Source organism: Streptomyces sp. NPDC024017 (assembly GCF_040638895.1).
Classification (GTDB): domain Bacteria; phylum Actinomycetota; class Actinomycetes; order Streptomycetales; family Streptomycetaceae; genus Streptomyces.
Genome location: NZ_JBEZYZ010000009.1, coordinates 243360 through 266011, shown reverse-complemented (window position 1 = coordinate 266011; position 22652 = coordinate 243360). Strand labels below are relative to the sequence as shown.

General features: G+C 72.4%; 23 protein-coding genes and 3 pseudogenes. 17 read left to right on the top strand and 9 right to left on the bottom strand.

From position 1 onward, the window contains the following. The first annotated feature begins 52 nt into the window (after positions 1 to 52). Genes AB0G20_RS25510 through AB0G20_RS25500 form a run of 3 tightly spaced genes read left to right on the top strand, consistent with a single transcriptional unit; the run spans position 53 to position 2960 of the window. Complete coding sequence (locus tag AB0G20_RS25510; RefSeq protein WP_361306325.1) at positions 53 to 808, top strand: (Fe-S)-binding protein; 756 nt, start codon at positions 53 to 55, stop codon at positions 806 to 808. Next, a complete protein-coding gene (locus tag AB0G20_RS25505; RefSeq protein ID WP_361306323.1) occupies positions 805 to 2283 on the top strand; it encodes a LutB/LldF family L-lactate oxidation iron-sulfur protein in 1479 nt (492 codons plus the stop codon). Before AB0G20_RS25510 ends, AB0G20_RS25505 begins: the two co-directional genes overlap by 4 nt. Further along, positions 2280 to 2960, top strand: coding sequence for a lactate utilization protein C (locus AB0G20_RS25500; RefSeq protein ID WP_361306321.1), 681 nt, complete (start codon positions 2280 to 2282; stop codon positions 2958 to 2960). The genes AB0G20_RS25505 and AB0G20_RS25500 overlap by 4 nt, the downstream gene beginning before the upstream one ends. 15 nt (positions 2961 to 2975) lie before the next feature. On the opposite strand, the pseudogene AB0G20_RS25495 reads toward AB0G20_RS25500, so the two are convergent. Next, positions 2976 to 3434 (bottom strand): annotated as a pseudogene (locus tag AB0G20_RS25495) (SDR family oxidoreductase); the annotation flags it as partial. 152 nt (positions 3435 to 3586) lie between these two features. Here AB0G20_RS25495 and AB0G20_RS25490 point away from each other — a divergent pair. Both AB0G20_RS25490 and AB0G20_RS25485 read left to right on the top strand, forming a co-directional pair. Then, positions 3587 to 4372, top strand: a complete 786-nt coding sequence (locus tag AB0G20_RS25490; RefSeq protein ID WP_361306319.1) for an ABC transporter ATP-binding protein — start codon at positions 3587 to 3589, stop codon at positions 4370 to 4372. A 4-nt stretch (positions 4373 to 4376) separates the two neighbouring features. Continuing rightward, on the top strand, positions 4377 to 5687 hold the full coding sequence (locus AB0G20_RS25485) for an FtsX-like permease family protein (protein WP_361306317.1): 1311 nt from the start codon (positions 4377 to 4379) through the stop codon (positions 5685 to 5687). Between the two features lie 39 nt (positions 5688 to 5726). Here AB0G20_RS25485 and AB0G20_RS25480 read toward each other — a convergent pair whose 3' ends face one another. Then, positions 5727 to 6296: a TetR/AcrR family transcriptional regulator gene (locus AB0G20_RS25480; RefSeq protein WP_361306315.1), complete on the bottom strand. Its 570-nt coding sequence runs from the start codon at positions 6294 to 6296 to the stop codon at positions 5727 to 5729. A gap of 146 nt (positions 6297 to 6442) precedes the next feature. On the opposite strand from AB0G20_RS25480, the gene AB0G20_RS25475 reads away from it, so the two are divergent. Continuing rightward, the gene (locus AB0G20_RS25475) at positions 6443 to 7300 is read left to right on the top strand and encodes a MoxR family ATPase (RefSeq protein ID WP_361306313.1); all 858 of its coding nucleotides are present in this window, start codon (positions 6443 to 6445) and stop codon (positions 7298 to 7300) included. Further along, positions 7297 to 8655 (top strand): VWA domain-containing protein, encoded by a 1359-nt coding sequence (locus AB0G20_RS25470; protein ID WP_361306311.1) that lies wholly within the window; start codon positions 7297 to 7299, stop codon positions 8653 to 8655. The genes AB0G20_RS25475 and AB0G20_RS25470 overlap by 4 nt, the downstream gene beginning before the upstream one ends. Here AB0G20_RS25470 and AB0G20_RS25465 read toward each other — a convergent pair whose 3' ends face one another. Beyond that, positions 8656 to 9360 (bottom strand): SDR family oxidoreductase, encoded by a 705-nt coding sequence (locus AB0G20_RS25465; protein ID WP_361306309.1) that lies wholly within the window; start codon positions 9358 to 9360, stop codon positions 8656 to 8658. Between the two features lie 213 nt (positions 9361 to 9573). On the opposite strand from AB0G20_RS25465, the gene AB0G20_RS25460 reads away from it, so the two are divergent. Continuing rightward, the gene (locus AB0G20_RS25460; RefSeq protein WP_361306307.1) at positions 9574 to 10551 is read left to right on the top strand and encodes an NAD(P)-dependent alcohol dehydrogenase; all 978 of its coding nucleotides are present in this window, start codon (positions 9574 to 9576) and stop codon (positions 10549 to 10551) included. A gap of 15 nt (positions 10552 to 10566) precedes the next feature. On the opposite strand, the gene AB0G20_RS25455 is transcribed toward AB0G20_RS25460, so the two are convergent. The 3 genes from AB0G20_RS25455 to AB0G20_RS25445 form a co-directional block, all read right to left on the bottom strand. Then, positions 10567 to 10926, bottom strand: coding sequence for a cupin domain-containing protein (locus tag AB0G20_RS25455; protein ID WP_094057849.1), 360 nt, complete (start codon positions 10924 to 10926; stop codon positions 10567 to 10569). Between the two features lie 61 nt (positions 10927 to 10987). Next, positions 10988 to 11968 carry a pyridoxal-phosphate dependent enzyme gene (locus tag AB0G20_RS25450; protein ID WP_361306305.1) on the bottom strand — a complete coding sequence of 327 codons (981 nt, stop codon included), beginning with the start codon at positions 11966 to 11968 and terminating at the stop codon, positions 10988 to 10990. Continuing rightward, positions 11965 to 12645 carry a PAS domain-containing protein gene (locus AB0G20_RS25445; RefSeq protein WP_361306303.1) on the bottom strand — a complete coding sequence of 227 codons (681 nt, stop codon included), beginning with the start codon at positions 12643 to 12645 and terminating at the stop codon, positions 11965 to 11967. The genes AB0G20_RS25450 and AB0G20_RS25445 overlap by 4 nt, the downstream gene beginning before the upstream one ends. Positions 12646 to 12830: 185 nt before the next feature. Here AB0G20_RS25445 and AB0G20_RS25440 point away from each other — a divergent pair, with 185 nt between their 5' ends. The 3 genes from AB0G20_RS25440 to AB0G20_RS25430 are packed head-to-tail and all read left to right on the top strand — an operon-like array spanning position 12831 to position 15474. Then, on the top strand, positions 12831 to 13751 hold the full coding sequence (locus AB0G20_RS25440) for a zinc ABC transporter substrate-binding protein (RefSeq protein ID WP_361306301.1): 921 nt from the start codon (positions 12831 to 12833) through the stop codon (positions 13749 to 13751). Further along, complete coding sequence (locus AB0G20_RS25435; protein ID WP_361306299.1) at positions 13748 to 14596, top strand: ABC transporter ATP-binding protein; 849 nt, start codon at positions 13748 to 13750, stop codon at positions 14594 to 14596. Before AB0G20_RS25440 ends, AB0G20_RS25435 begins: the two co-directional genes overlap by 4 nt. Continuing rightward, complete coding sequence (locus AB0G20_RS25430) at positions 14593 to 15474, top strand: metal ABC transporter permease (protein ID WP_361306297.1); 882 nt, start codon at positions 14593 to 14595, stop codon at positions 15472 to 15474. The genes AB0G20_RS25435 and AB0G20_RS25430 overlap by 4 nt, the downstream gene beginning before the upstream one ends. A gap of 7 nt (positions 15475 to 15481) precedes the next feature. On the opposite strand, the pseudogene AB0G20_RS25425 reads toward AB0G20_RS25430, so the two are convergent. From AB0G20_RS25425 to AB0G20_RS25415, 3 genes and pseudogenes are all read right to left on the bottom strand, one after another. After that, positions 15482 to 15646, bottom strand: a pseudogene (locus AB0G20_RS25425) (amidohydrolase family protein); the annotation flags it as partial. 89 nt (positions 15647 to 15735) lie between these two features. Beyond that, positions 15736 to 16347: a sigma-70 family RNA polymerase sigma factor gene (locus AB0G20_RS25420; protein ID WP_361306295.1), complete on the bottom strand. Its 612-nt coding sequence runs from the start codon at positions 16345 to 16347 to the stop codon at positions 15736 to 15738. Positions 16348 to 16562: 215 nt separating this feature from the next. Beyond that, a complete protein-coding gene (locus tag AB0G20_RS25415; RefSeq protein WP_361306293.1) occupies positions 16563 to 17216 on the bottom strand; it encodes a hypothetical protein in 654 nt (217 codons plus the stop codon). A gap of 144 nt (positions 17217 to 17360) precedes the next feature. Here AB0G20_RS25415 and AB0G20_RS25410 point away from each other — a divergent pair, with 144 nt between their 5' ends. From AB0G20_RS25410 to AB0G20_RS25385, 6 genes and pseudogenes are all read left to right on the top strand, one after another. After that, positions 17361 to 18500, top strand: coding sequence for a winged helix DNA-binding domain-containing protein (locus AB0G20_RS25410; RefSeq protein WP_361306291.1), 1140 nt, complete (start codon positions 17361 to 17363; stop codon positions 18498 to 18500). Positions 18501 to 18530: 30 nt separating this feature from the next. Further along, positions 18531 to 18686 (top strand): annotated as a pseudogene (locus tag AB0G20_RS25405) (DUF4396 domain-containing protein); the annotation flags it as partial. A gap of 84 nt (positions 18687 to 18770) precedes the next feature. Then, complete coding sequence (locus AB0G20_RS25400) at positions 18771 to 19595, top strand: SDR family oxidoreductase (protein ID WP_361306532.1); 825 nt, start codon at positions 18771 to 18773, stop codon at positions 19593 to 19595. 107 nt (positions 19596 to 19702) lie between these two features. Continuing rightward, entirely contained in the window at positions 19703 to 20500 is a 798-nt protein-coding gene (locus AB0G20_RS25395; RefSeq protein ID WP_361306290.1) for a VOC family protein, read from the top strand. Positions 20501 to 20569: 69 nt separating this feature from the next. Continuing rightward, entirely contained in the window at positions 20570 to 21106 is a 537-nt protein-coding gene (locus AB0G20_RS25390) for a GNAT family N-acetyltransferase (RefSeq protein WP_361306288.1), read from the top strand. Between the two features lie 23 nt (positions 21107 to 21129). Next, a complete protein-coding gene (locus AB0G20_RS25385; RefSeq protein WP_361306286.1) occupies positions 21130 to 22632 on the top strand; it encodes an ABC transporter substrate-binding protein in 1503 nt (500 codons plus the stop codon). Positions 22633 to 22652: the final 20 nt, after the last annotated feature.

The window sequence follows — 22652 nt, the reverse complement described above, 5'->3', positions numbered from 1 at the left end:
TCGTCCCCGGACTAGGCTGCACTCATCCGATGACCGACCACGAGGAGCCGCGATGCGTGTCGCCCTGTTCCTGACCTGTGTCAACGACACGCTCTATCCGGACACCGGGCGCGCCGTGGTGAAACTGCTGACCAGACTGGGCGTCGACGTCGACTTCCCGATGGCGCAGACCTGCTGCGGGCAGGCGCACTACAACACCGGGTACCGCCATGAGGCCGAGCCGCTCGCCCGGCATTTCTCCGATGTCTTCGGCGAGTATGAGGCGATCGTGACGCCGTCCGGGTCGTGCGGGGCGATGGTGCGGGAGCTGTATCCGCGGATGGGTGAGCGGGCCCGGGCCGAGGGGCGCGGGGACACCCTCGCGGCCACGCTGGCGCCGGTGGTGCCCAAGACGTACGAGCTCACGGAGTTCCTGGTCGACGTGCTGGGCGTGACGGACGTCGGGGCCTACTACCCGCACAGGGTGACCTACCACCCGACCTGCCACGGGCTGCGCGGGCTCGGGCTCGGCAAGCGGCCGCTGCGGCTGCTCCGGTCCGTGAAGGGCCTGGAGCTCGTCGAGCTGCCGGGGGCCGACGAGTGCTGCGGGTTCGGCGGCACCTTCGCGCTGAAGAACGCCGACGTCTCGGCGGCGATGGGCACCGACAAGGTGCGCAACGCCGAGTCGACGGGCGCGGAGGTGCTGTGCGCGGCCGACAACTCCTGCCTGATGCACATCGGCGGGACGATGACCCGGCTGCGGACCGGCATGCGGCCGGTGCACATCGCGGAGATCCTGGCGAGCACGGAGGAGGGACCGGCCGTATGAGCGGGACGTATCTCGGCATGCCGGCGTTTCCGGAGGCCGCGCGGGAGGCCCTGGGCAACAAGACGCTGCGCGGCAATCTGCGGCACGCCACGCACACCATCCGCGCCAAGCGGGCCAACGCCGTGGCGGAGGTGTCCGACTGGGCCGAGCTGCGCGAGGCGGGCAAGCAGATCAAGGACCACACCCTGCGCCACCTCGACCGCTACCTCGTGCAGTTGGAGGAGTCGGTCACGGCCGCGGGCGGCGTCGTGCACTGGGCCGCCGACGCGGACGAGGCCAACGAGATCGTCACCCAGCTCGTGAAGATGACCGGCGAGTCCGAGGTCGTCAAGGTCAAGTCGATGGCCACGCAGGAGATCGGGCTCAACGAGGCGCTGGAGGCCGAGGGCATCCACGCCTACGAGACCGATCTCGCCGAGCTGATCGTGCAGTTGGGCAAGGACCGGCCCTCGCACATCCTCGTCCCGGCCATCCACCGCAACCGGGGCGAGATCCGGGACATCTTCGCCCGTGAGATGAGCGAGTGGGGCCGCCCCGCTCCCGAAGGCCTCACGGACACACCGGCCGAACTCGCCGAGGCCGCACGCCTGCACCTGCGGGAGAAGTTCCTGCGGGCCAAGGTCGGCGTCTCCGGAGCCAACTTCATGGTCGCCGAGACGGGCACCCTGGTGGTCGTCGAGTCCGAGGGCAACGGCCGGATGTGCCTGACGCTGCCGGAGACGCTGATCTCGGTCGTCGGCATCGAGAAGATCGTGCCGACGTGGCAGGACCTGGAGGTGTTCCTGCAGACCCTCCCCCGTTCCTCGACGGCCGAGCGCATGAACCCGTACACGTCCACGTGGACCGGCACGACCGATCAGGACGGGCCGGGCGCCTTCCATCTGGTGCTGCTGGACAACGGCCGCACCGACACCCTCGCCGACGAGGTCGGCCGGCAGGCGCTGCGCTGCATCCGCTGCTCGGCCTGCCTCAATGTGTGCCCGGTGTACGAGCGGGCCGGCGGCCATGCGTACGGCTCGGTGTACCCGGGACCGATCGGCGCGATCCTCAGCCCCCAACTGCGGGGCACGGGCAGCGAGATCGACGCGTCGCTGCCGTACGCGTCCTCGCTGTGCGGGGCGTGCTACGAGGTGTGCCCGGTCGCCATCGACATCCCCGAGGTGCTGGTGCATCTGCGGGAGCGGGTCGTACAGGGCGGCGAGGTCACGCGGGAAGGCAACAAGGTGGTGCTGCGGCCCGCGAAGGGGCATGCCGCCGAGCGGGCGGCGATGCGCGCGGCACGCTGGGCGTTCACACACCCGGGCGCACTGCGCACCGGCCAGCGCGCCGCCTCCCGGACGCGTCGCTTCCATCCCCGTACGCTGCCCGGCCCCGGCCGGGCCTGGAGCGGGACCCGGGATCTGCCGCCGGTGCCCGCCGAGCCGTTCCGGGACTGGTGGCAGCGCACGCGCGGCGGGAAGGACGGGGACAGGTGAACAGCAGGGAACGGATCCTGGGGCGGGTGCGGCGCGCGCTGGCGGACGTACCGCGGGACGACGCTCCCCCAGTGCCCGAACGGCCTGGGAGGGACCCCCAGTACGAGCGGGCGGTGTCGCGTGACTATGTGCGCGAGCACGGGGAGCGGAGTGTTCCGGAGACGGTGGATCTGCTCGCCGAGAACCTGGCGGACTACCGGGCGATCGTGCACCGCACGGACACCGGCGGGCTGGCCGGCCTGATCGCGGGGCTGCTGGAGAAGCGCGGGGCGGCTTCGGTGCTGGTGCCGCCCGGGCTGGACGAGGGGTGGCTGGCGGCGACCGGCGTCCCACGGGTGGCGGACCGGGCCGAGAGCACTCCGGGTGAACTCGACCTGGTGGACAGTGTGGTGACGGCCTGTGCGGTCGCGATCGCCGAGACCGGCACCATCGTGCTGGACGGCTCACCCGACCAGGGCCGTCGCCGCATCACTCTCGTCCCCGACCACCACATCTGCGTCGTACGAGTGCCGGACCAGGTGGTCTCCTCCGTGCCGCAGGGACTCGAACGCCTCGACCCGGCACGCCCGTTGACGTGGATCTCCGGGCCGTCGGCGACCAGTGACATCGAGCTGGACCGGGTCGAGGGGGTGCACGGTCCGCGCACGCTGGAGGTGATCCTGGTGGACGGGGCCTGACGGGCGATCGTCGGCTCAGGTCAGGATCGAGTCGACGTAACCGCCGTCGACGCGCAGGGCACCGCCCGTGGTCGCCGAGGCCTGGTCTGAGGCGAGGTAGACGACCATGTGGGCGATCTCCTCCGGCTCGATCAGCCGCTGGAGCAGCGACTGCGGGCGGTGCTGCCGCATGAAGGCGCGCTGGGCCTCGTCCCAGGGCAGTTCGCGGTCGACGAGCTGGTAGACGAAGTCCTCGACGCCGCCGGTGTGGGTCGGTCCCGCGATGACCGAGTTCACCGTGACGCCGGTACCGGCCGCCTGCTTGGCGAAGCCCCGGCTCACCGCGAGCAGGGCGGTCTTGGACATGCCGTAGTGGATCATCTCGGCGGGGATGACGACCGCCGAGTCGCTGGCGATGTTCTGCCCCAGCGCGTCCACGGCCTGCCGTGCACCCTCGTCGGTGGTCACGTCGGCGGCCACCGGTACCAGGTCGGCGTCCCGGGGCCTCGCCCTGGAGCGGTCGGGTACCCGTGGGGGTGTCGCTGAGTACACCCCGCGATACGGGTTCTGCGGCCAGTGTGGCCGAGCCGCCTTCTCCGTAGCGTCGTCGGCGAGGCACAGGGCGTGCCGGACGAAGGGGGACGACGATGCTGCGCACCGGCCCACGACAGGACCAGGATCCGGGACCCGCCGCCGAGGCGCTGCGGCTGGTCAAGGTCACCAAGACGTACGGGAACGCCGAGAGTGCCGTGACCGCCCTGGACGGGGTGACGTTCGGCCTGGGGCGTGGCACCTTCACCGCGGTGATGGGGCCGTCCGGTTCCGGCAAGTCGACGCTGCTGCAGTGCGCGGCGGGTCTCGACCGGCCGGACAGCGGGATCGTGCGGGTCGACGGCACCGAGCTGACGGGCGGTGGCGAGGCCGAGCTGACGAGGTTCCGGCGCGGCCGGATCGGGTTCGTGTTCCAGCAGTACAACCTGCTGGAGACCCTGACCGTCGCGCAGAACACGGTGCTGCCGCTGAAGCTGGCCGGGCGGCGCGTGGACCGGCGGCGGGTCCGGGAGGTGCTGACGGCCGTGGGGCTCGGCGACCGGCTCGGGCACCGGCCCGGGCAGCTGTCCGGCGGCCAGCGCCAGCGGGTGGCGATCGCCAGGGCGCTCGTCACCGAACCGAGGGTGATCTTCGCGGACGAGCCGACCGGCGCACTGGACACGCGCAGCGCGCGGGGTGTGCTGCGGCTGCTCCAGGACGCGGTGCGGGTGCACGGCCGGACGGTGGTGATGGTGACGCACGACCCGGTCGCCGCCTCCTACGCCGACTCCGTGCTGTTCCTCGCCGACGGCCGGCTGGCCGGGCGGATGGACACCCCGACACCGGACGCGGTCGCCGAACGGCTGGCGCATCTGGGCGACGACGTGCCGACGGGGGTGTGAGGCCATGTTCATGCTGGCGATGCGGTCGATCCGGCAGCGGCCCGGGCGGTTCCTCGCGACCCTGCTGTCCGCCTTCCTGGGCGCGACGATCATCATGACGTTCAACGCGATGCACGACACGGCCGGCCAGCCGGGCGTGGACGCGGTCAGCTCGGACACGCTCTCCACCGCGGCGGGCGTGGTCGGCGGCTACGGCACCCTGCTGGTGTTCTTCGCGATCGCCTCGACGCTGACGGTGAACGTGCGTCAGCGGGCCGCCGAGATGGCGCTGTTGCGCTGCTCTGGGGCGACTCCGGGGCAGATCAAGGGGATGGTCGTGGGTGAGGCGGTGGCCGTGGCGCTGGCCGGCGCGGCGCTGGCGATCGGCCCGGCGATGCTCGGCGGCCGGGCGCTGCTGGCGGTGTTCCAGGACAGCGGCCAGGTCGCACGGTCCGTCGAGTTCTCCTTCGGGCCCGTGGCCTTCATGACCGGATTCGACATCACGCTGCTCGCCGCCGCGGGCGCCGCGTTCCTCGCCGTTCGGCGGGCGACGGGCCGAAGCAGGCAGCGGGGCCGGGCTCGGACGGTCCTCGCCTACGTGGCGCTGGCGGCCGGGGCCGTGGCGGTGACCTCGACGTTCGTGGTCTCGGCGACGGACGCCGCGCTGATGGCGCCGCCGGCGTACGGGGCGATCCTGCTGTCCGTCGGGTGTGCCCTGAAGGCGCCGCGGCTGCTGGCGGCCGTGCTGGACCGGCTGCCGCTCGGGGGTGCGAGCGGCTGGCTGGCGGTGCGCAATCTGCGCGAGCGGGCCGGGCAGCTCGCCGGGATCCTGATGTCGCTGATCCTGTTCACCGCGGTCGCCACGGCGACGCTGACCATGCAGGCGGTGGAGAGCGACGCCGTCGCGGCCTCGGGAGCGGTGAAGTCGGTCGACGCGAAGAACCTGGAGACGCTCAACTTCACGGTGGTCGGCATCATCGTGGTCTTCGTCTGCGTGATGCTGGTCAACTCCCTGTACGCGGCGACCAGTTATCGCGAGCGGGAGTTCGGGCAGCAGCGGTTGGCCGGGGCGACTCCCGGGCAGGTGCTCGGCGTGGTGGGGGTCGAGGGGCTGGTTCTGACGGTCGTCGGTGTCTTCTTCGGCACTGCGGCGGCGCTGGCGGGGATCGTCCCGTTCACGGTGGCCCGCACCGACGCGGTGCTGCCGGAGCAGGCGTTCGGCGTGTGGCTCGCGGTCGTGGCGGTCGCCGCGGCGGTGACGACGGGGACGGGCCTGGTCACGGCCCGGCGGGTGCTGCGCACTCCGGCGGTGCGGGCGGTGGCGTCGGCCGCGTGAGCGGAAGGACGCGAAGGGCGGCTGCCTCGGCGGCTGCCCTCACCGCGTGCCGGAGGCGTCCAGCAGCGCGGTCACGGTGGTCGTGGTCAGGCCGTCCAGCGTCTCGATCCCGGCCCCGGCCCGGGCGCTGGCCCCGTCGAAGACCAGCATCAGCTGACGGGCGAGCAGCTCCGGGTCCCGCGCCCCGCCCTCCTCGGCCTGCGTACGGAAGAAGCCCAGCAGCCACTCCTTCGCCCCACGGGCGACGGCACTCGCCGGGTGCTCGGGATCCTTCAGCTCCACCAGCGCGGCGAGATAGGGGCAGCCACGGTAGGCGGGCTCGGCCGAGGCCTTCTCCAGCCGCTCGAAGACGTGCAGGATCCTCTCGCGTGGGCTGCCGGACTCCTGCGGGCCGGGCGCCAGCCGCTCCTCGTACTCTGGCAGCCGCCGGGCCAGGCTCGCCGCGAGGACCTCGTCCTTGCTCGCGAAGAGCTGGTACATGGACCGCTTCGAGACCCCGGCGCTCCGGCAGAGCGTCTCTACGCCGAGGGAGACGCCCTCGCGGTAGAACAGCTCGGCCGCCGCGTCGAGGAGCCGGTCCCTGGTGGACGCCTTGTCGGTTGTGGCCATACGGGCGAGGGTACCTCGTCACGAGCGCCGGGGAAACCGATCGGTTTTAGCGCCTGCTCGCTCAGGAACCCCGTGACAGTGTGGGTGAACAAGCGCTTAGATAGTTCCCTGTCCGTTCGCCCGTCGCCGCCGACCCGGAGGCCCCGTTGTTCACATCCGTCGACGACGTCTCCGCACGCCTCGCCGAGACCGGTTACCTCGCCTCGCCCGCCGTCGCCACGACCGTCTTCCTCGCCGACCGCCTCGGCAAGCCCCTCCTGGTGGAGGGCCCGGCCGGCGTCGGCAAGACGGAGCTCGCCAAGGCCGTCGCCGAGGTCGCCGGCGCGCGGCTCGTCCGCCTCCAGTGCTACGAGGGGGTCGACGAGTCCCGCGCCCTGTACGAGTGGAACCACGCCAAGCAGCTCCTGCGCATCAGCGCGGGCCGCGACGAGACGTGGGACGAGGCCCGAACGGACATCTTCAGCGAGGAGTTCCTGCTCACCCGGCCGCTGCTGACGGCCATCCGGGGCGACGACCCGAAGGTGCTGCTGATCGACGAGACCGACAAGGCGGACGTCGAGGTGGAGGGCCTGCTGCTGGAGGTGCTCAGCGACTTCCAGGTGACCGTCCCGGAGCTCGGCACCATCACAGCTACGCGCCGCCCCTTCGTCGTCCTCACGTCCAACGCGAGCCGGGAACTGTCCGAGGCGCTGCGCCGCCGCTGCCTCTTCCTGCACATCGGCTTCCCGGACGAGGAGCTGGAGCGCCGGATCGTACGGCTGAAGGTGCCGGGCCTCGACGAGGCGCTGGCCCGCTCGGTCGTCCGGGTCGTGGGCGCGCTGCGGGCGATGGACCTGCGCAAGGTGCCGTCGGTCGCCGAGACCGTCGACTGGGCGCACACCCTGCTCGCACTCGGCGCCGACTCGCTGGACGAGACGGTCGTGCGGGCCACGCTCGGGGTGCTCCTCAAGCACCAGGACGATGTCCTCAAGGCGTCCGCCAAGCTCGACCTGGACGCCCTGTGACGACGCCGGCGGGCGTCGCCGAACGGCTGACGTCCCTCGTCGGGGCGCTGCGCGCGCACGGCGTGCGGATCGGCACCGGCGAGAGCGTCGACGCGGCGCGGGCCGTCGCGGAACTGGGCCTCGCGGACCGGGAGCTGCTGCGCGAGGGGCTGGCGGCGACGCTGCTGCACGGGCCCGGGCAGCGCCAGGTGTTCGACCCGGTCTTCGACCTCTACTTCCCGCGCGGTGTCGGTGGCCCGGGGCAGCGGGCGGCGGGGCGGGAGGAACTGCGGGACCGGCTGGTCGACGCCCTGACCGCCGACGACCGGGCGATGCTGGGCCGGCTGGCGATCGAGGCGGTCGACGGTTTCGGCGGCTACGGTTCCTCGCCGGAGTCGGACGGCTGGTCGTCGTACCAGGCGCTCGAACGGCTGCGGCCGCAGACGCTGCTGGCCCGGGTGCGCGACAACGTCCGGGGGCAGGGCGGGAGTCCGGGGTTCGCGGACCGGCTGCTGGAGGACGAGATCCGGCGGCGCATCGACACCTTCCGGGCCATGGTGGCGGCCGAGGCGCGGCGGCGGGTCGCCGAGCGGCGCGGCCGGGACGAGATCGCCCGGCGGGCGGTGGCCCCGACGGCCGACCGGGTCGACTTCCTGTTCGCCGGGCAGGACCGGCTGGCCGAACTGCGCAGGACGGTGCAGCCACTGGCCCGCAAGCTCGCGACCCGGCTGGCGGCCCGGCGCCGTCGTGCCTCCCGGGGCTCGATCGATCTGCGGCGGACCCTGCGCGGTTCGCTGTCGACGGGCGGGGTGCCGATGAAGCCGGTGCTGCGCAGACGGCGTCCCGCCCGCCCCGAACTGGTGCTGCTGTGCGATGTGTCGGGGTCGGTCTCCGGCTTCTCCGATTTCACGATGCTGCTCGTGCAGGCGCTGCACGACCAGTTCAGCAAGGTGCGCGTGTTCGCCTTCGTCAACCGGATCGACGAGGTGACCGGGCTGCTGGAGCGCGGCAGGGCCGACCCGGAGGGGCTGAGCAGCCGTATCCAGGGGGAGGCGGCGGTCACGGGCTATCACGGGAGCAGCGACTACGGCATGGCGTTGGGCGAGTTCGCCGAGCGGTACGCGGACGCGGTCGGGTCCCGCACGACCGTGTTCGTCCTCGGTGACGCCCGCACGAACCGGAGCGACCCGAACCTGCCCGCCGTGCGGCAGATCGCCGAACGCGCCCGCCGCGTCCACTGGCTGAATCCCGAGCAGCGCTCCCGCTGGGGCACGGGCGACTCCGTCGCGCCCGCCTACGCCGAGCTGGTCGAGATGTACGAGTGCCGCAACGCCCGGCAGTTGAGCGCACTGGTGGCCCGGCTGCTGCCGGTGTGATCAGGCGGCGGTGAGCTGCGGGTACAGGGCGGCCGGGTCGGCCGCCAGCCCGGCCTTGACCTGCCGCGAGAGGTCGTCGGCCAGGACTTCGCAGGCACCGGACGCGATGCCGTCGAGGGCCTGCGCCGCGACCGAGCCGGCCGTGGACTTGGGGGCGTCGACTCCGACGGTCATGTCCGTGTCGACGTAACCGACGTGGAGGCCGGTGACGTCGATCCCGCGCGGCTTCAGGTCGAGGCGCAGCGAGTTGGTCTGCGACCAGAAGGCGGCCTTGGAGGCGCTGTAGGAGCCGGCGAGGCCGATCCAGGACAGCACGGAGTGGACGTTGAGGATGTGGCCGCCGCCGTTGCGCTCGATGACGGGGACGAAGGCCCGGGTCACCAGGAGCGGCCCGTAGAAGTTGGTCTCGAACTCGCGCCGCACGTCCTCGACGGGCGAGTCGAGGAAGTTCGCGTTCACCGACGCACCGGCGTTGTTGATCAGCAGGGTGACGTCCTGCGCCTGCTCGGCGGCCGCGGCGACGGACGCGGGGTCGGTCACCTCCAGGGCCAGCGGCACGGCGTCGGGGTGGGTGACGGTGCGCGGGTCGCGGGCGGTGGCGTACACCTTCCGCGCGCCCCGCTCGTACAGGGCCGCGACCAGCGCCCGGCCTATGCCGCGGCTGCCGCCGGTGACCAGGGCGACGGAACCTTCGATGGCGGTCATGGGTTCTCCCTCATTCGTCCTCAGCTCGGAAACCGATCGGTTTCCCATGCCGGGAAGCGTAAACCAATCGGTTTCCGAGAGCAAGGGGAGGAGGCGGGACGAGGGTCCTTGTCCGGGGAAACGACATCCGGCCCCCGGGAAAAATCAGGGTTCGTCCCCGATGGTCTGCGCACGGGGGGATCTCCTACGCTCGCCGGAAGCGGAGGGGGCCTCATGAAGGCAGTGGTGCAGGACCGGTACGGCTCGGCGGACACGCTGGAGTTCCGGGAGGTCGACAGGCCGGTGCCGGCGGCCGGTGAGGTGCTGGTGCGGGTGCACGCGGCCTCGGTCAACGCCTACGACTGGCATTTCATGCGCGGCGACCCGCTGCTCGGCCGCAGCGTGATGGGGCTGCGCAGGCCCAGGATGCCGGTGCGGGGCCGGGACTTCGCGGGCCGCGTCGAGGCGCTGGGGTCAGGGGTCACCGGACTGGAGCCCGGTGACGAGGTGTACGGGGAGGCGGACGGCGCGTTCGCGGAGTACGTGTGCGCGCGGGACGCCGAGGTGGGCCCGAAGCCCGCCAACCTCACGTTCGAGCAGGCCGCCGCGGTGCCGCTGGCGGGGAACACCGCCCTCATGGCCCTGCGCGACGTGGCCGGCGTGCGGCCGGGGCAGACGGTCCTGGTGAACGGGGCGTCGGGGGGCGTGGGCACCTTCGCCGTGCAGCTCGCCAAGGCCTTCGGCGCCGAGGTGACGGGCGTGTGCAGCACGAGGAACGTGGATCTGGTCCGCTCGCTGGGCGCGGACCGGGTCGTCGACTACTCACGGGAGGACTTCGCCCGGGGCGGCAGGCGGTACGACGTGGTGCTGGACCTGGTGGGCAACCGCTCGCTCGGAGAATTCCGGCGCGTGCTGACCCCCTCCGGAACGCTCGTCCTGTCCGGCGGCGGGGTGTACGAGGGCGGCAGCGTCGTGGGGCCGATGGGGCTCTTCCTCAAGCGGCGGGCCCTGGCGCCCTTCGCGCGCGGCCAGCGGCTGCTGGAGGTCTCGGCGCGGCAGAGCAGCGCGAATCTCGCGACGCTGCGGGAACTGGCCGAGTCCGGGAAGATCGCCCCGGTCGTCGAGCGGACGTATCCGCTCAGCGAGGCGGCCGAGGCGATCCGGTACCTGGAGGTGGAACACGCACGGGCGAAGGTGGTCGTCACCGTGTGACGCGCGGGCGCCGCGCTAGTCCTTCTTGGCGTACTCCTTGGCCATGCTGCCCGCGAAGTCGTACACCACGCACTGCTCGTCGCCGACGACCCAGGCATCGTGGCCGGGCGCGCAGACGAAGACGTCGCCGGGCCCCACCTCGCTCTCCGCGCCGTCGTCCATGCGGATGTGCATACGGCCGGAGACGACATAGCCGTTGTGGTGGATCTGGCAGCTGTCCGTCCCGGCGATCGGGGCCACGGACTCGGACCAGCGCCAGCCCGGTTCGAAGGTCGCCACGGCGAAATCCAGGCCCGTCATGTGGACGGCTTCCAGGTGGCCTCGAGGGTAGTCGCGCCGCTCGTCCGGCTTGTCGAGCGTCTTCACTTCAAGCATGACGCTCCTCCTCGGTGAGGGTTTTGCTTCCATCGTCCGTCTGTCCGACGGGCAGCGCCATTCAGGGGGTGCCGCTGCCGCAGAGCTCGGCGAAGCGCCCGGCGTCGATGTTGCCTCCGGAGATGATCACGCCGACCCGGCGCGGCAGGGTGCCCGCCCGGCCGGTGAGCAGGGCGGCCAGCGGGGTGGCGCCGCTCGGCTCGACGACGATCTTCAGGCGTTCGAAGGCGAACCGCATCGCGTCCCGGATCTCGTCGTCGGTGACCAGGACGACGTCGTCGAGGAGCCGCCGGTTGACCGAGAAGGTCAGCTCTCCGGGCGTGTGCAGGGCCTGGCCGTCGGCGATGGTGCGCGGGACCGGGATACTGATGCGCCGACCGGCCTCCAGCGAGCGTTTCGTGTCGTCCCCGGCCTCCGGCTCGACGCCGATGGTCCGGATGCCGGGGTGCAGGCCCTTGGCGGCGGTCGCACTGCCGGCCATCAGCCCGCCGCCGCCGACCGGCGTCAGCAGCGCATCCAACTCCCCTGCCTCTTCCAGCAGTTCGAGAGCCGCCGTGCCCTGTCCGGCCATGACGTGCGGGTGCTCGTACGGCGGGATGAGGGCGAGGCCGCGCTCGGCGGCGAGGGCCTCGGCGATGGCGACGCGGTCGCCGGTGTAGCGGTCGTACGTGACGATCTCGGCGCCGTAACCGGCGGTGGCGGCCCGCTTCGACGGCGGGGCGTCCTCCGGCATGACGATGACGGCGGTGGTGCCCAGCTCGCGGGCGGCCAGGGCGACGGCCTGGGCGTGGTTGCCGGAGGAGTAGGCGGCGATGCCCCGGGACAGCTGCTCGGGGGCGAGGCGGGAGGCGGCGTTGTAGGCGCCGCGGAACTTGAAGGCGCCCACGCGCTGGAAGTTCTCGCACTTGAGGAAGATCTCGGCACCGGCGAGCGCGTCCAGGGTGCGGGAGCGCAGCACCGGCGTGCGGTGCGCGACGCCCTTGAGCCGGGCTGCGGCGTCCCGGACGTCGTCGAGGGTGACCGGTGGGGTGGTGGTCGTCACGCGGGTCCTCCGGTGGGAGTGTCGTGGGTGGCCCGGGCCTGGGACAGGTAGTTGTAGGCGGAGGCGCGGGAGATGCCGAGCCGGGCGGCGACCTGCTCGACGGCGCCGCGCACGGCGAAGACCCCGCGCGTGTCCAGCCCGCCGAACAGCTCCAGGCGTTCCGCGCGGTCGAGCTCCGCCCAGCTGCCCCGCTGCTTCGACTGGTGGGCGTCGACGAGGGCGTCGACCACCGAGTCGATGTCGTTGCCGAACGTGGTGGTCGGCAGCTCCGCCGGGGCGGCCCCGACTCCGGCGAGCGCGCCGAGCAGGCCGTGGACCTGGGTCACGGCGCTGATGTCCACGTTGACGCAGAGGGCGCCGAACACGGCTCCCGTGGAGTCCCGCAGCACCATCGTGGAGGACTTCACCTGCGTCCCGCTGCGGGTGCGGGTGACGTAGTTCAGTTCGTCCGCCGCCTCGTCGCCGCGGGCGAGGACGCGCATGCCGATCTCGCTCATCGCACCGCCGACCGTTCGCCCGGTCACCGATCCGGCCACGGCGACCACCGACTTCTCCGGGTTCCGGTAGTCGTGCAGCACCACGTCGCACACCGGCCCGAAGGTCGCGGCGATCCCGTCCACGACCGGCGTCAGCGCGGCGAGGATCGCGTCCCTTTCGGCGTTCAGTTCGCTGCTCATCCCGCCTCCTCTCACCTTCACCACACTAGACCATGAGTCCAGAGCTTGGATAGATAGTCCAGATCATCACCAACAGTTGGCAATGGTTTTCACATGACTTCGACCTGAACCCGCTTCTGACATTCATTCCCATCTAGCGTGACGCCTGTCGAACACCCCCCGTGCACGTCCGTCCTGGAGGAGCCATGCCCCTGTCCACGTCCCGCCGCCTCGCGCTGCTGACCAGCGCGTCCCTGGCCCTGCTCGCGGGCTGCGGCAGCTCGTCGGACTCCGCCGGCGACAAGAGCGCACCGGCCCGCGTGGCCGTGGTCGCCTCCACGAACGTCTACGGCGACATCGCCCGGCGCATAGGCGGCGACCGGGTCGACGTCACGTCCGTCATCAGCGACCCCGACCAGGACCCGCACTCCTACGAGGCCGACACCCAGAACCAGCTGGCCCTGTCCAAGGCGAAGGTCGTCGTCGAGAACGGCGGCGGCTACGACGACTTCGTGGACCGCATGCTGAAGAGCGGACACAACGACTCCGCCGAGGTGATCAACGCGGTCAAGGTGTCCGGCAAGGCCGCGCCCAAGGGCGGGGAGCTCAACGAGCACGTCTGGTACGACTTCCCCACCGTCGCCAAGGTCGCCGACCGGATCTCCGCCGCCCTCGCGAAGACCGACCCGGACGACGCCGCCGCGTTCGAGAAGAACGCCGCCGCCTTCAAGGCGAAGCTCGCACCGCTGGAAGCCGGAGAGGCGCGGATCGAGAAGGCGCACGGCGGTGAGGGAGTCGCCATCACCGAGCCCGTGCCGCTGTACCTGATCGAGGCGAGCGGCCTGGTGAACCGGACGCCTCCGCAGTTCAGCGAGGCGATCGAGGAGGGCGACGACGTCTCCCCGCGCGTCCTCCGGGAGAGCCTCGCCCTGTTCAGCGGCAAGAAGGTGAAGGCACTCGTCTACAACGAGCAGACCTCCGGCCCGCAGACCGAGAAGGCCGAGGCGGCGGCCAGGGCGGCCGGCATCCCCGTCGTGCCCGTGACCGAGACCCTGCCGAAGGGCAAGGACTACCTCGACTGGATGACCGCCAACCTCGACGCGCTCGCGAGCGCGCTCGCCAAGTGACCCCGATACCCCGGCAGGACGGCACGCCCGTCATCGCGCTGCGGGGAGCGGCCCTGTCCTACGGCGACCGCGAGGTGTGGAGCGGTCTCGATCTCGACGTCCGGCCCGGGGAGTTCCTGGCCGTGCTGGGCCCGAACGGTGCGGGCAAGACCAGCTTCGTCCGGGCGCTGCTCGGCCGGCAGCCGCTGTCTGCCGGCACGCTGACGGTCCTCGGCCGGCCCCCGCGCGAGGCCGCCCGGCACATCGGCTACGTCCCGCAGCAGGCGGCGCTGTCCGCGCAGGCCATGCTGCGCGCCCGCGACCTCGTCCGGTTCGGCATCGACGGCCACCGCTTCGGGCCACGGCTGCGCACCGGAGGCGTGCGCCGCCGGGTGGACGAGATCCTCGAGGCGGTCGGCGCCTCGGCCTACGCCGACGTCCCGCTCGGGATGCTCTCCGGCGGCGAACGGCAGCGCGTGCGCATCGGGCAGGCCCTGGCGACCGACCCGCGCCTGCTGCTGTGCGACGAGCCGCTGCTGTCGCTCGACCTGCACCACCAGCGGGCCCTCACCGAACTGATCGACGCCCGGCGCCGCTCCCACGGCACCGCGGTGGTGTTCGTGACGCACGAGATCAACCCGGTACTGGGCATGGTGGACCGAGTGTTGTACCTGGCTCGCGGCGGTCATCGCGTCGGCACCCCGGACGAGGTGCTGACCTCCGAGTCGCTGTCCCGCCTCTACGGCACCCAGGTCGACGTGATGCGCGTCCGGGGCCGGGTGGTGGTCGCGGGAGCACCCGACGAGACGGCCGTCCCGCCGCACCACCCCGAACGGCTTCAGGAGACGGACGGAGTGCGCTCATGACACTCGCCGACGGGATCTGGCACCAGATCTTCGACTTCACCGACTACGGCGAACTCCTCGCCCTGGTCCGCAACTCCCTCGTCGCCGGTGTGGCGCTGGGTCTGGTGGGCGGGCTGGCCGGGGTGTTCGTCCTGATGCGGGACCTGCCGTTCGCGGTGCACGGCATCAGCGAGCTGTCCTTCGCCGGGGCGTCGGCGGCACTGCTGCTGGACGCGAACATCGTGGCGGGCTCGATCGCCGGTTCGCTCCTCGCGGCCGGCACCATCGGCATCCTCGGGACCCGGGCCCGGGACCGCAACTCGGTGATCGGCATCATCATGCCGTTCGGACTGGGACTCGGCGTGCTCTTCCTCGCCCTCTACAAGGGCCGGGCGGCCAACAAGTTCGGGCTGCTCACCGGGCAGATCGTCGCCGTCGACACCCCGCAGATGTCCTGGCTGCTCGGCACGTCCGTCCTGGTGCTCGTGGCCCTCGCGGTCATGTGGCGGCCGCTCGCCTTCGCCAGCACCGATCCGGACGTGGCGGAGGCCCGCGGGGTGCCGGTGCGTGGACTGTCCTTCGCGTTCATGCTGGTGCTCGGGCTCGCGGTCGCCCTGTCGGTGCAGATCGTCGGGGCGCTGCTGGTGCTCTCGCTGGTCGTCACCCCGGCCGCGGCGGCCGCCCGCGTCACCGCCTCGCCCGTACTGCTGCCCGTGCTGAGCGTTCTGTTCGCGGTGGCCTCGATCGAGGGCGGCATCCTGCTGGCCCTGGGCAGCAGCATCCCCATCAGCCCCTACGTGACGACGATCTCGTTCACCGTCTACGCGGTGTGCCGGGTGGCCGGCCGGTACCGGAACCGGCGGTGGGGGGCGCGGCGGACGGCGGTGCGAGCGGCCTGAGCAGGCCTCACCGTTCGAAGACGACCTGCCCGTCGAAGACCGTGAGGTCCACCTGCACCTGAGTGATCTCGTGCGGGTCGAGGTCGAGCAGCGGCCGGTCCAGGACACACAGGTCGGCGGCCCGGCCCGGTTCGACGGTGCCCTTCCAGTCGTCGGCGAAGTCCTCGCGCGCTCGCCGGGGCCGGGGCCGATCGCGCTGCGCGACCGACGCCGGACGGTGCCCGCCGGACAGCGGCGGCGGGCACCGTCGGCCCGGATGTGTCAGGCCGCGACGAGGGCGGGGTCCGGTTCCTCCGCCGCGGCGAGCAGGGCGAGCAGCGTCGCTCGGGCGCGGGCCACGCGGGAACGGACCGTGCCGATGGGGCAGTTGCTCAGCGCGGCGGCCTCCGCGTAGGGCAGGCCGAGCAGTTGCGTGAGGACGAACGCCTCGCGGCGTTCGTCCGGCAGTCCGGCCAGCAGCTCCAGCAGCGCCACGCCGTCGTCGAAGCCGGGCAGGCCGCGCGGCTGCGCGAGTTCGGCCGCCGGCTCCCAGTCCGGCAGGTCGGCCGGGCGGGGGCGTACGGCCGTGCGGCGGATGCTGTCGGCCACCGCGCGCCGGGCGATCGCCAGCAGCCAGGTCCGCGCCGAGGAACGGCCCTCGAACTGGTGCAGGCTGCCGAGCGCCCGCAGGAACGTGTCCTGCGCCAGATCGTCCACCGCCTGCGGGTCGGCGCACAGATGGGCGACGTACCGGATGACGTCACGGTGCAGGGCGCGCACGAAGTGGTCGACGGCCACGGAGTCGCCGCCGCGGGCGGCCAGCGCCCAGGCGGTTATCGACTCGTCGGCCGACGCCGATCTCTCGGGCGAAAGGGGCAGGGCAGGAGTGATCACCTGATGTCCTTCTCGGGATTCCGGGACCACGAGCACGCGGGCAGGCAGGCCGTGAGGTCAGACGTGCGCGCGGGTGCGCGGTCCGTTGAGCGGGGGGCGCGGGCGTGCCCGTACGGCGCATCGGGAGGCGTGACCGCCTGCGGGTGCCCACTGGTACGGAGGTACGACCGCGACCGGGGCGCGCAGGGGCTGCCCCGGGTCGGCACCGGCTGCCGTCAGGCGGCAGCGGCCCCCGCGGGTGGTCCCCGGGTGGTGATCGCGTGGACGAGAAGGAGGCGGCGCGGGTTGCGGTTCGACGACCGTCGCCGTTCGCGCACGGGCGGGGGCGGCGGTGCCGGCCGGGCGAACAGGAGCCGCAGTGGTGCGGCGAGCCGGCTGCCCACGGCGCGCAGGAGCCGGAAGACGGCCCGTTCGCCGTGGCCCAGCCACAGGCCGCACAGCAGCGCGGCCAGGAGGTGGGCGGCGAGCATGCCGAGGGACGAGTCACCGCCGGGGACGTGTCCCATGTGCGGGGACACGGACTCCACGGCGCCCGAGCCCATGTCGTGACTCATGGATCCCATGCCGTGATGCATCGACGGCATGTCCATGGAGTCGGCCCCGGGTGCGGCCGGCGCGGTCGGTCCGAGCGAGAACGCCGAGTGCAGAGCCGTCTGGACGGCCACGGCCACGGCGACGACCAGGTGGAGTCCGCGTTCGCGGCCCGCCAGGCACCAGCCCGCCACGCCCGTCACGGCCCAGCCGGCCAGCAGTGTCGACCGGGGCACATGGTCGCCGGACATCATGACGTGCCCCAGGGCGGCGAGCACGACACAGACGGCCGCGAACACCGCGGCCCGTACCGTGCGAGCACACCACCCGACTGTCATGGCGCCTCATCCTCGCATCCGGGCCCGCTCCGACACCCATGGGTACGGACATCTCCCCCGCCGGACACTCAATCCGAGCCATGTGATCCAGGCCACTGCCGTGGAGCCCGGCGCCTCCGCTGGGGTCACGGCAGAATCCCCGGCGTGGACATCACCGCGCAGGAGCTCAATCGGGCCACCCTCGGGCGCCAGTTGCTGCTGGGGCGGGAGGTGATGGAGGCCGCGGAGGCGGTGCGGCGTGTGGTGGCGCTGCAGGCGCAGCACGCCGCCTCGCCGTACGTGGCGCTGTGGAACCGGCTGGCCGGGTTCGCGCCGGGCGAGCTGGACGCCGCCTTCGCGGGGCGTGCGGTGGTCAAGGCGACCCTGATGCGGATCACGTTGCACGCGGTCCACGCGGACGACTACCAGGTGTTCCGTGAGGCGATGCAGCAGACGCTGTACGCCTCACGGCTCGGGTACCGCTTCGCCGCGGCGGGGCTCACGCCGGCCGACGGCGAGGCGCTCGTCCCCGGGTTGCTGGACTTCGCGGACCGGCCGCGGACGGCCGCCGAGCTGCAGGACTGGCTGGAGGAGCGGGTCGGCGCGGAGAAGAGGGCCGGGGCGTGGTGGGGGCTCAAGGCGTACGCGCCGCTGCTCCATGTCCCGACCGGAGAGCCGTGGTCGTTCGGCACCCGGTCGTCGTTCGTCGCGGCGCGGACCGGTCCCGTACCCGAAGGGCGGGAGACGGTGCCGGAGGCGCTGCGCCGGCTCGTCCTGCGCTATCTGGCGGGCTTCGGGCCCGCGTCGGTGGCGGACGTCGCGCAGTTCGCCATGGTGCCGCGGGCACCCGTACGCCGGGCGCTGCTCGCCCTCGACGACACGGTGGAGCAGCTCCGGGGACCGGACGGGACCCTCCTGTACGACGTGCCGGGCGCTTTGCGCCCACCGGCGGACACGCCCGCACCGCCGCGGCTCATGGCCATGTGGGACAGCGTTCTGCTGGCCCACGCCGACCGCAGCCGCGTGATTCCCCCGGCGTATCGACGTCTGGTGATCCGCGTGAACGGCGACGTGCTGCCCACACTGCTGGTGGACGGCCGGGTCGCCGGCGTGTGGCGCGCGGTCGACGGCGGTGTCGAGGCCACGGCGTTCCACGACCTGCCGGCCGCCGTGTGGGACGGACTCGCCGCGGAGGCCGCGTCGTTGACGGCGCTGCTGGCCGGCCGCGACACCGAGGTCTACCGCCGCTACCACCACTGGTGGCCGAAACTCCCCGACGGCCGGGTGCGCCTGCTCAAGGGCTGAACCCGTGGGACACGGCAGCGGCATGGACAGATGGGCGTCAATCGCGCCGGGGGTGAGCGCGATGATCGCGTTGTCCACGGGACCGCCGTGAAGGCGACGCTGCACTGTCTGACCGGGTGTGCGATCGGCGAGATCCTCGGCATGGTGATCGGCACGGCGCTGGGGTGGGGCAACGCGCCCACCATGGTGCCGGCGATCGAGGTCGGCCGGAGGCACGGCGGCCGGCACCGCTCGACGACCGACCGGATGATCGACTTAGAGTGGTTCGCCATGACGACACAGCCGACCCCGCCGACCGAGCCCACCCCGCCGACCCGGGCGGCACAGGCCTATCTCTCCGGGCTGTTCTCGCTGGAGGGCCGGGTCGCGGTGGTCACCGGCGGCAGTTCCGGGATCGGCCGCGCCATCACCGACGCCCTCGCGCGCGCCGGGGCGAGCGTGGTGGTCGTGGCCCGCGGCGAGGCCGGACTGGCCGCGACGGTCGAGGAGCTGACGGCCCTGGGCTGCCGCGCCGCCTGGGTCAGCGCGGATCTGAGCACCCGCGAGGGTGTGCGGACGGCAGCCGAGCGGGCGGTCGAGGCGTTCGGGGAGCCCGACATCCTCGTCAACAGCGCCGGGATCAACCTGCGTCCGCCGATGGACGAGCTCGGCGAGGACGTCTGGGACGCCACCATGGCCGTCAACCTGGAGGCGCCGTTCCTGCTGGGGCAGCGCTTCGGTCCGGGCATGGCGGAGCGCGGGTACGGGCGGATCATCCACATCAGCTCGCAGCAGGCGCATCGCGCGTTCGTCCACAGCGGCGCCTACGGCGCCTCCAAGGGCGGGCTGGAGGCGCTGGCGCGCTCCCAGGCCGAGGCGTGGTCGCCGCGCGGCGTCACCTGCAACCTCCTCGTGCCGGGCTTCGTCATGACGCCGCTCAACGCACGGCTGTCGTCGGACCCGGAGAAGGTGGCCGCCCTCGCCGCCCGCACGATGATCGGGCGGAACGGTCTCGCCGAGGACTTCGCGGGCGCGGCGGTCTTCCTGGCGAGCGCGGCGTCCGCCTACGTCACCGGGCAGTCGGTCTTCGTCGACGGCGGGTTCTCCGTCCACTGACGCGGCCCCGGCATCCGGAGTCCCCCGAACGGGTCGCCACCGACGGGCGATGGCCAGTGCTCGGTGTCACGCTGGGCACACAGGACCCGCTGAAGGGAAGCATCGCCATGATCACGACGGAGTACGTCCCCGGTTCCCCCTGCTGGCTCGACCTGGGCGCTCCGGACGTCCGGGCCGCCGCCGACTTCTACGGTGCCGTCCTCGGGTGGGACTACGAGTCCATGGGCGAGAGCGAGGACTTCGAGGGCGGGATGTTCAAGAAGGACGGCAAGACCGTCGCCGGGCTGGGCAAGCTCACCGAGGCGGGCGCACGCCCGGCCTGGATGCTCTACTACTGCGTCACCGACGCGGACGCCACGACACAGGCCGTGCAGCAGGCGGGTGGCACCGTGCGGGTCGCACCGATGGACCTCGACGACTGGGGCCGGATGGCGCAGTACAGCGACCCGCTGGGCGGCCAGTTCGCCGTCTGGCAGCCGGGGACGAACAAGGGCGTGGAGCTGGTGGACCAGCCGGGCTCGCTGTCGTGGACCGAGCTGTACACGACCGACGCCGCGGGCGCGCGGGAGTTCTACGGCTCCCTCTTCGACTGGCAGTTCAGCGACATGCCGCTGCCGGGCGGCGCGGGCGCGTACACCCTGATCACCCCCTCCGGGCTCTCCGAGGACCGGATGCACGGCGGCCTCATGCAGCTCCGCAAGGAGGACCTGACGCTGACGGGCGGGCGGCCGTACTGGCACCCGGTCTTCGCCGTCGACGACTGCGACGCCGCGGTGGCCAAGGTCACCGAGAGCGGCGGCAGCGTGCAGATGGGCCCGGAGGACGTGGAGGGCGTCGGCCGGCTCGCCGTCTGCCTCGACCCGGCGACCGCGGACTTCGTGCTGCTCACCCCGTCCGAGAGCTGAACCGGGCCGTTTCCAGCCTGGTCCGGGGTCCGGGACACCCCCCTGACCCCTCTTGCATATGATGCGCAAATGCGTGACTACAGCATCAGGGAAGCCGCGGCGGCCGACATCGACGGGGCTCGGGCGGTGATGCTCGACGCCGTGTACCGCGACTTCGGCACGGGTTACGTGCCGCGATGGCACGCCGACATCATCGATCCGGTGCCGTTCTACGTCACGCCGCCCCGGCACACCCTCCTGGTCGCCGTGGACGAGCAGGACGGGACGGTGGCCGCCACGGCGGCACTGGACGCGCGCGGACCGGCGCACCCGCCGAACCCGCGCTGGCTGGCCGAGCGGTTCCCCTCGGGCGAGACGGCACAACTGCGGCGGGTGTACGTGCGCCCCGAGCACCGGCGGCGCGGGCTGGCCCGGCAGCTGGTGGACGCCCTGATGGAGTTCGCCCGGGCCGACGGCGGATACCGGTCCGTGTATCTGCACACCTATCCGAACTCCCCCGGCGCGATGGGCCTGTGGCGGACGCTGGGCAAGGTGCTGTGCGACGAGCGGGAAGAGGAACCCGGCGGGGGCAGCGGCGTCGTGCACTTCGAGATACCGCTCGGTTAATGAAAATGGTATTCATATACACTATGAGAACCTCCCGCCGCCGGGTCACCGCCGGCCTGCTCGCGCTGCCCTTGCTCTCCGGCTGTTTCGCGTCGTCCGGTGACGAGTCCGCGGCCTCCTCCGGCTCCGCCGGCGGCGCCCGTCTGCGTGTCGCCCTCCCCTTCGCCCCGACCGAGAACTACTCGCCGTACGGCCAGGACGCGATGCTCCTGTCCCGGCTCGGCGTCACCGAGGGGCTGACCAGGCTGGACGCCAACGGCACCGCGGTACCCGCGCTGGCCGAGTCGTGGAGCAGTGAGAACGGCGGCAGGAGCTGGGTGTTCACCCTGCGGGAGGCGAGGTTCCAGAACGGCGAGGCCGTCACCGCCGAGGCCGTCGCCGCCGCCCTCACGGCCGCCGGGAAGGCCGACCCGGCACCGTCGGCGATCTCCGGTGTGAAGCTGACCGCCACGGCCGAGAACGACAAGCAGGTCCGGGTCAGCACGGTCGAGGCCGACCCCGTACTGCCGCTGCGGCTGTCGAATCCGTCCCTCGCGGTGTTCGCGCCGAAGGCGTACGACAAGAAGGGCACGGTGAACGTCGTCGGCACCGCCACCGGCCCCTTCGCACTGACCAGGATCGACGGTGACACCGCGGCCACGCTGAACCGTTTCGACGACTACTGGGGCGGCCGGGCCCAGGCGTCCGGAGTCACGGCCAGGTTCGTCTCGGACGGCACCGCCCGCGCCAACGCCCTGCGCTCCGGTGACGTCGACATCGCCGAGTCCCTTCCCGTCGGCCAGGTCGCCGCCCTGGACGAGGAGGAGGTCCACGAGGTCAACACCGCCCGAAACACCAGCCTTTACCTCAACACCAAGTCCGGCGCCTTCACCAAGGCGGGGCTGCGGGCAGCGGCACGTGAGGCGATCGACACCTCGGTCATCGCCAAGGGCGCCTACGAGGGGCACGCCGTGCCCGCGCAGGGCCTGTTCGGTCCGGCCCTGACCTGGGCGGCCGGCAAGCGCGTCGAACCGACCGGGCGGGCGCGGGCGACCGGCCCCGGCGGCGACAGCATCACCCTCGCCACCTACAGCGACCGGCCCGAGCTGCCGGAGGCCGCCCAGGTGCTCCAGCAGCAGCTGCAGAAGGCAGGGTTCGAGGTGAAGCTGGAGGTGCGTACGTACTCGCGTCTCGAAGGCGACCTGCTGGGCGGCAAGTTCGACGCGGCGGTCTTCTCGCGCAACATGATGCTGGACACCGGCGACCCGGTCACCGTCCTCGCGAGCGACTACACCTGCGACGGTTCCAACAACCTGTCGTTCCTGTGCGACAAGAACGTGGACAAGCTGGTCGCCGCCGCCCAGGCCGAGTCCGACACCGCCGAGCGGCAGAACGCCGCCATGAAGGCGGAGGCGGCCGTGCTCGGCACCGACTCGGTGATTCCGCTGGTGCACCTGAAGCTCGTCGCGGGCGTCGCGACGTCTGTGCAGGGCGCGCTGCCCGACCCGTACGAGCGCACCCTCATAGGCACGGGGACCCGACACTGAACAGCGACAAGAGGCCCTCG

What these genes read in the sequence shown, in the direction of transcription:
- AB0G20_RS25430 (WP_361306297.1), top strand. Translation starts at nt 14,593, where the DNA reads ATGACACTCGCCGACGGGATCTGGCACCAGATCTTCGACTTCACCGAC.
- AB0G20_RS25490 (WP_361306319.1), top strand. Translation starts at nt 3,587, where the DNA reads ATGCTGCGCACCGGCCCACGACAGGACCAGGATCCGGGACCCGCCGCC.
- AB0G20_RS25485 (WP_361306317.1), top strand. Translation starts at nt 4,377, where the DNA reads ATGTTCATGCTGGCGATGCGGTCGATCCGGCAGCGGCCCGGGCGGTTC.
- AB0G20_RS25400 (WP_361306532.1), top strand. Translation starts at nt 18,771, where the DNA reads ATGACGACACAGCCGACCCCGCCGACCGAGCCCACCCCGCCGACCCGG.
- AB0G20_RS25465 (WP_361306309.1), bottom strand. Translation starts at nt 9,360, where the DNA reads ATGACCGCCATCGAAGGTTCCGTCGCCCTGGTCACCGGCGGCAGCCGC.
- AB0G20_RS25440 (WP_361306301.1), top strand. Translation starts at nt 12,831, where the DNA reads ATGCCCCTGTCCACGTCCCGCCGCCTCGCGCTGCTGACCAGCGCGTCC.
- AB0G20_RS25385 (WP_361306286.1), top strand. Translation starts at nt 21,130, where the DNA reads ATGAGAACCTCCCGCCGCCGGGTCACCGCCGGCCTGCTCGCGCTGCCC.
- AB0G20_RS25415 (WP_361306293.1), bottom strand. Translation starts at nt 17,216, where the DNA reads ATGACAGTCGGGTGGTGTGCTCGCACGGTACGGGCCGCGGTGTTCGCG.
- AB0G20_RS25460 (WP_361306307.1), top strand. Translation starts at nt 9,574, where the DNA reads ATGAAGGCAGTGGTGCAGGACCGGTACGGCTCGGCGGACACGCTGGAG.
- AB0G20_RS25505 (WP_361306323.1), top strand. Translation starts at nt 805, where the DNA reads ATGAGCGGGACGTATCTCGGCATGCCGGCGTTTCCGGAGGCCGCGCGG.
- AB0G20_RS25395 (WP_361306290.1), top strand. Translation starts at nt 19,703, where the DNA reads ATGATCACGACGGAGTACGTCCCCGGTTCCCCCTGCTGGCTCGACCTG.
- AB0G20_RS25480 (WP_361306315.1), bottom strand. Translation starts at nt 6,296, where the DNA reads ATGGCCACAACCGACAAGGCGTCCACCAGGGACCGGCTCCTCGACGCG.
- AB0G20_RS25445 (WP_361306303.1), bottom strand. Translation starts at nt 12,645, where the DNA reads ATGAGCAGCGAACTGAACGCCGAAAGGGACGCGATCCTCGCCGCGCTG.
- AB0G20_RS25510 (WP_361306325.1), top strand. Translation starts at nt 53, where the DNA reads ATGCGTGTCGCCCTGTTCCTGACCTGTGTCAACGACACGCTCTATCCG.
- AB0G20_RS25455 (WP_094057849.1), bottom strand. Translation starts at nt 10,926, where the DNA reads ATGCTTGAAGTGAAGACGCTCGACAAGCCGGACGAGCGGCGCGACTAC.
- AB0G20_RS25390 (WP_361306288.1), top strand. Translation starts at nt 20,570, where the DNA reads ATGCGTGACTACAGCATCAGGGAAGCCGCGGCGGCCGACATCGACGGG.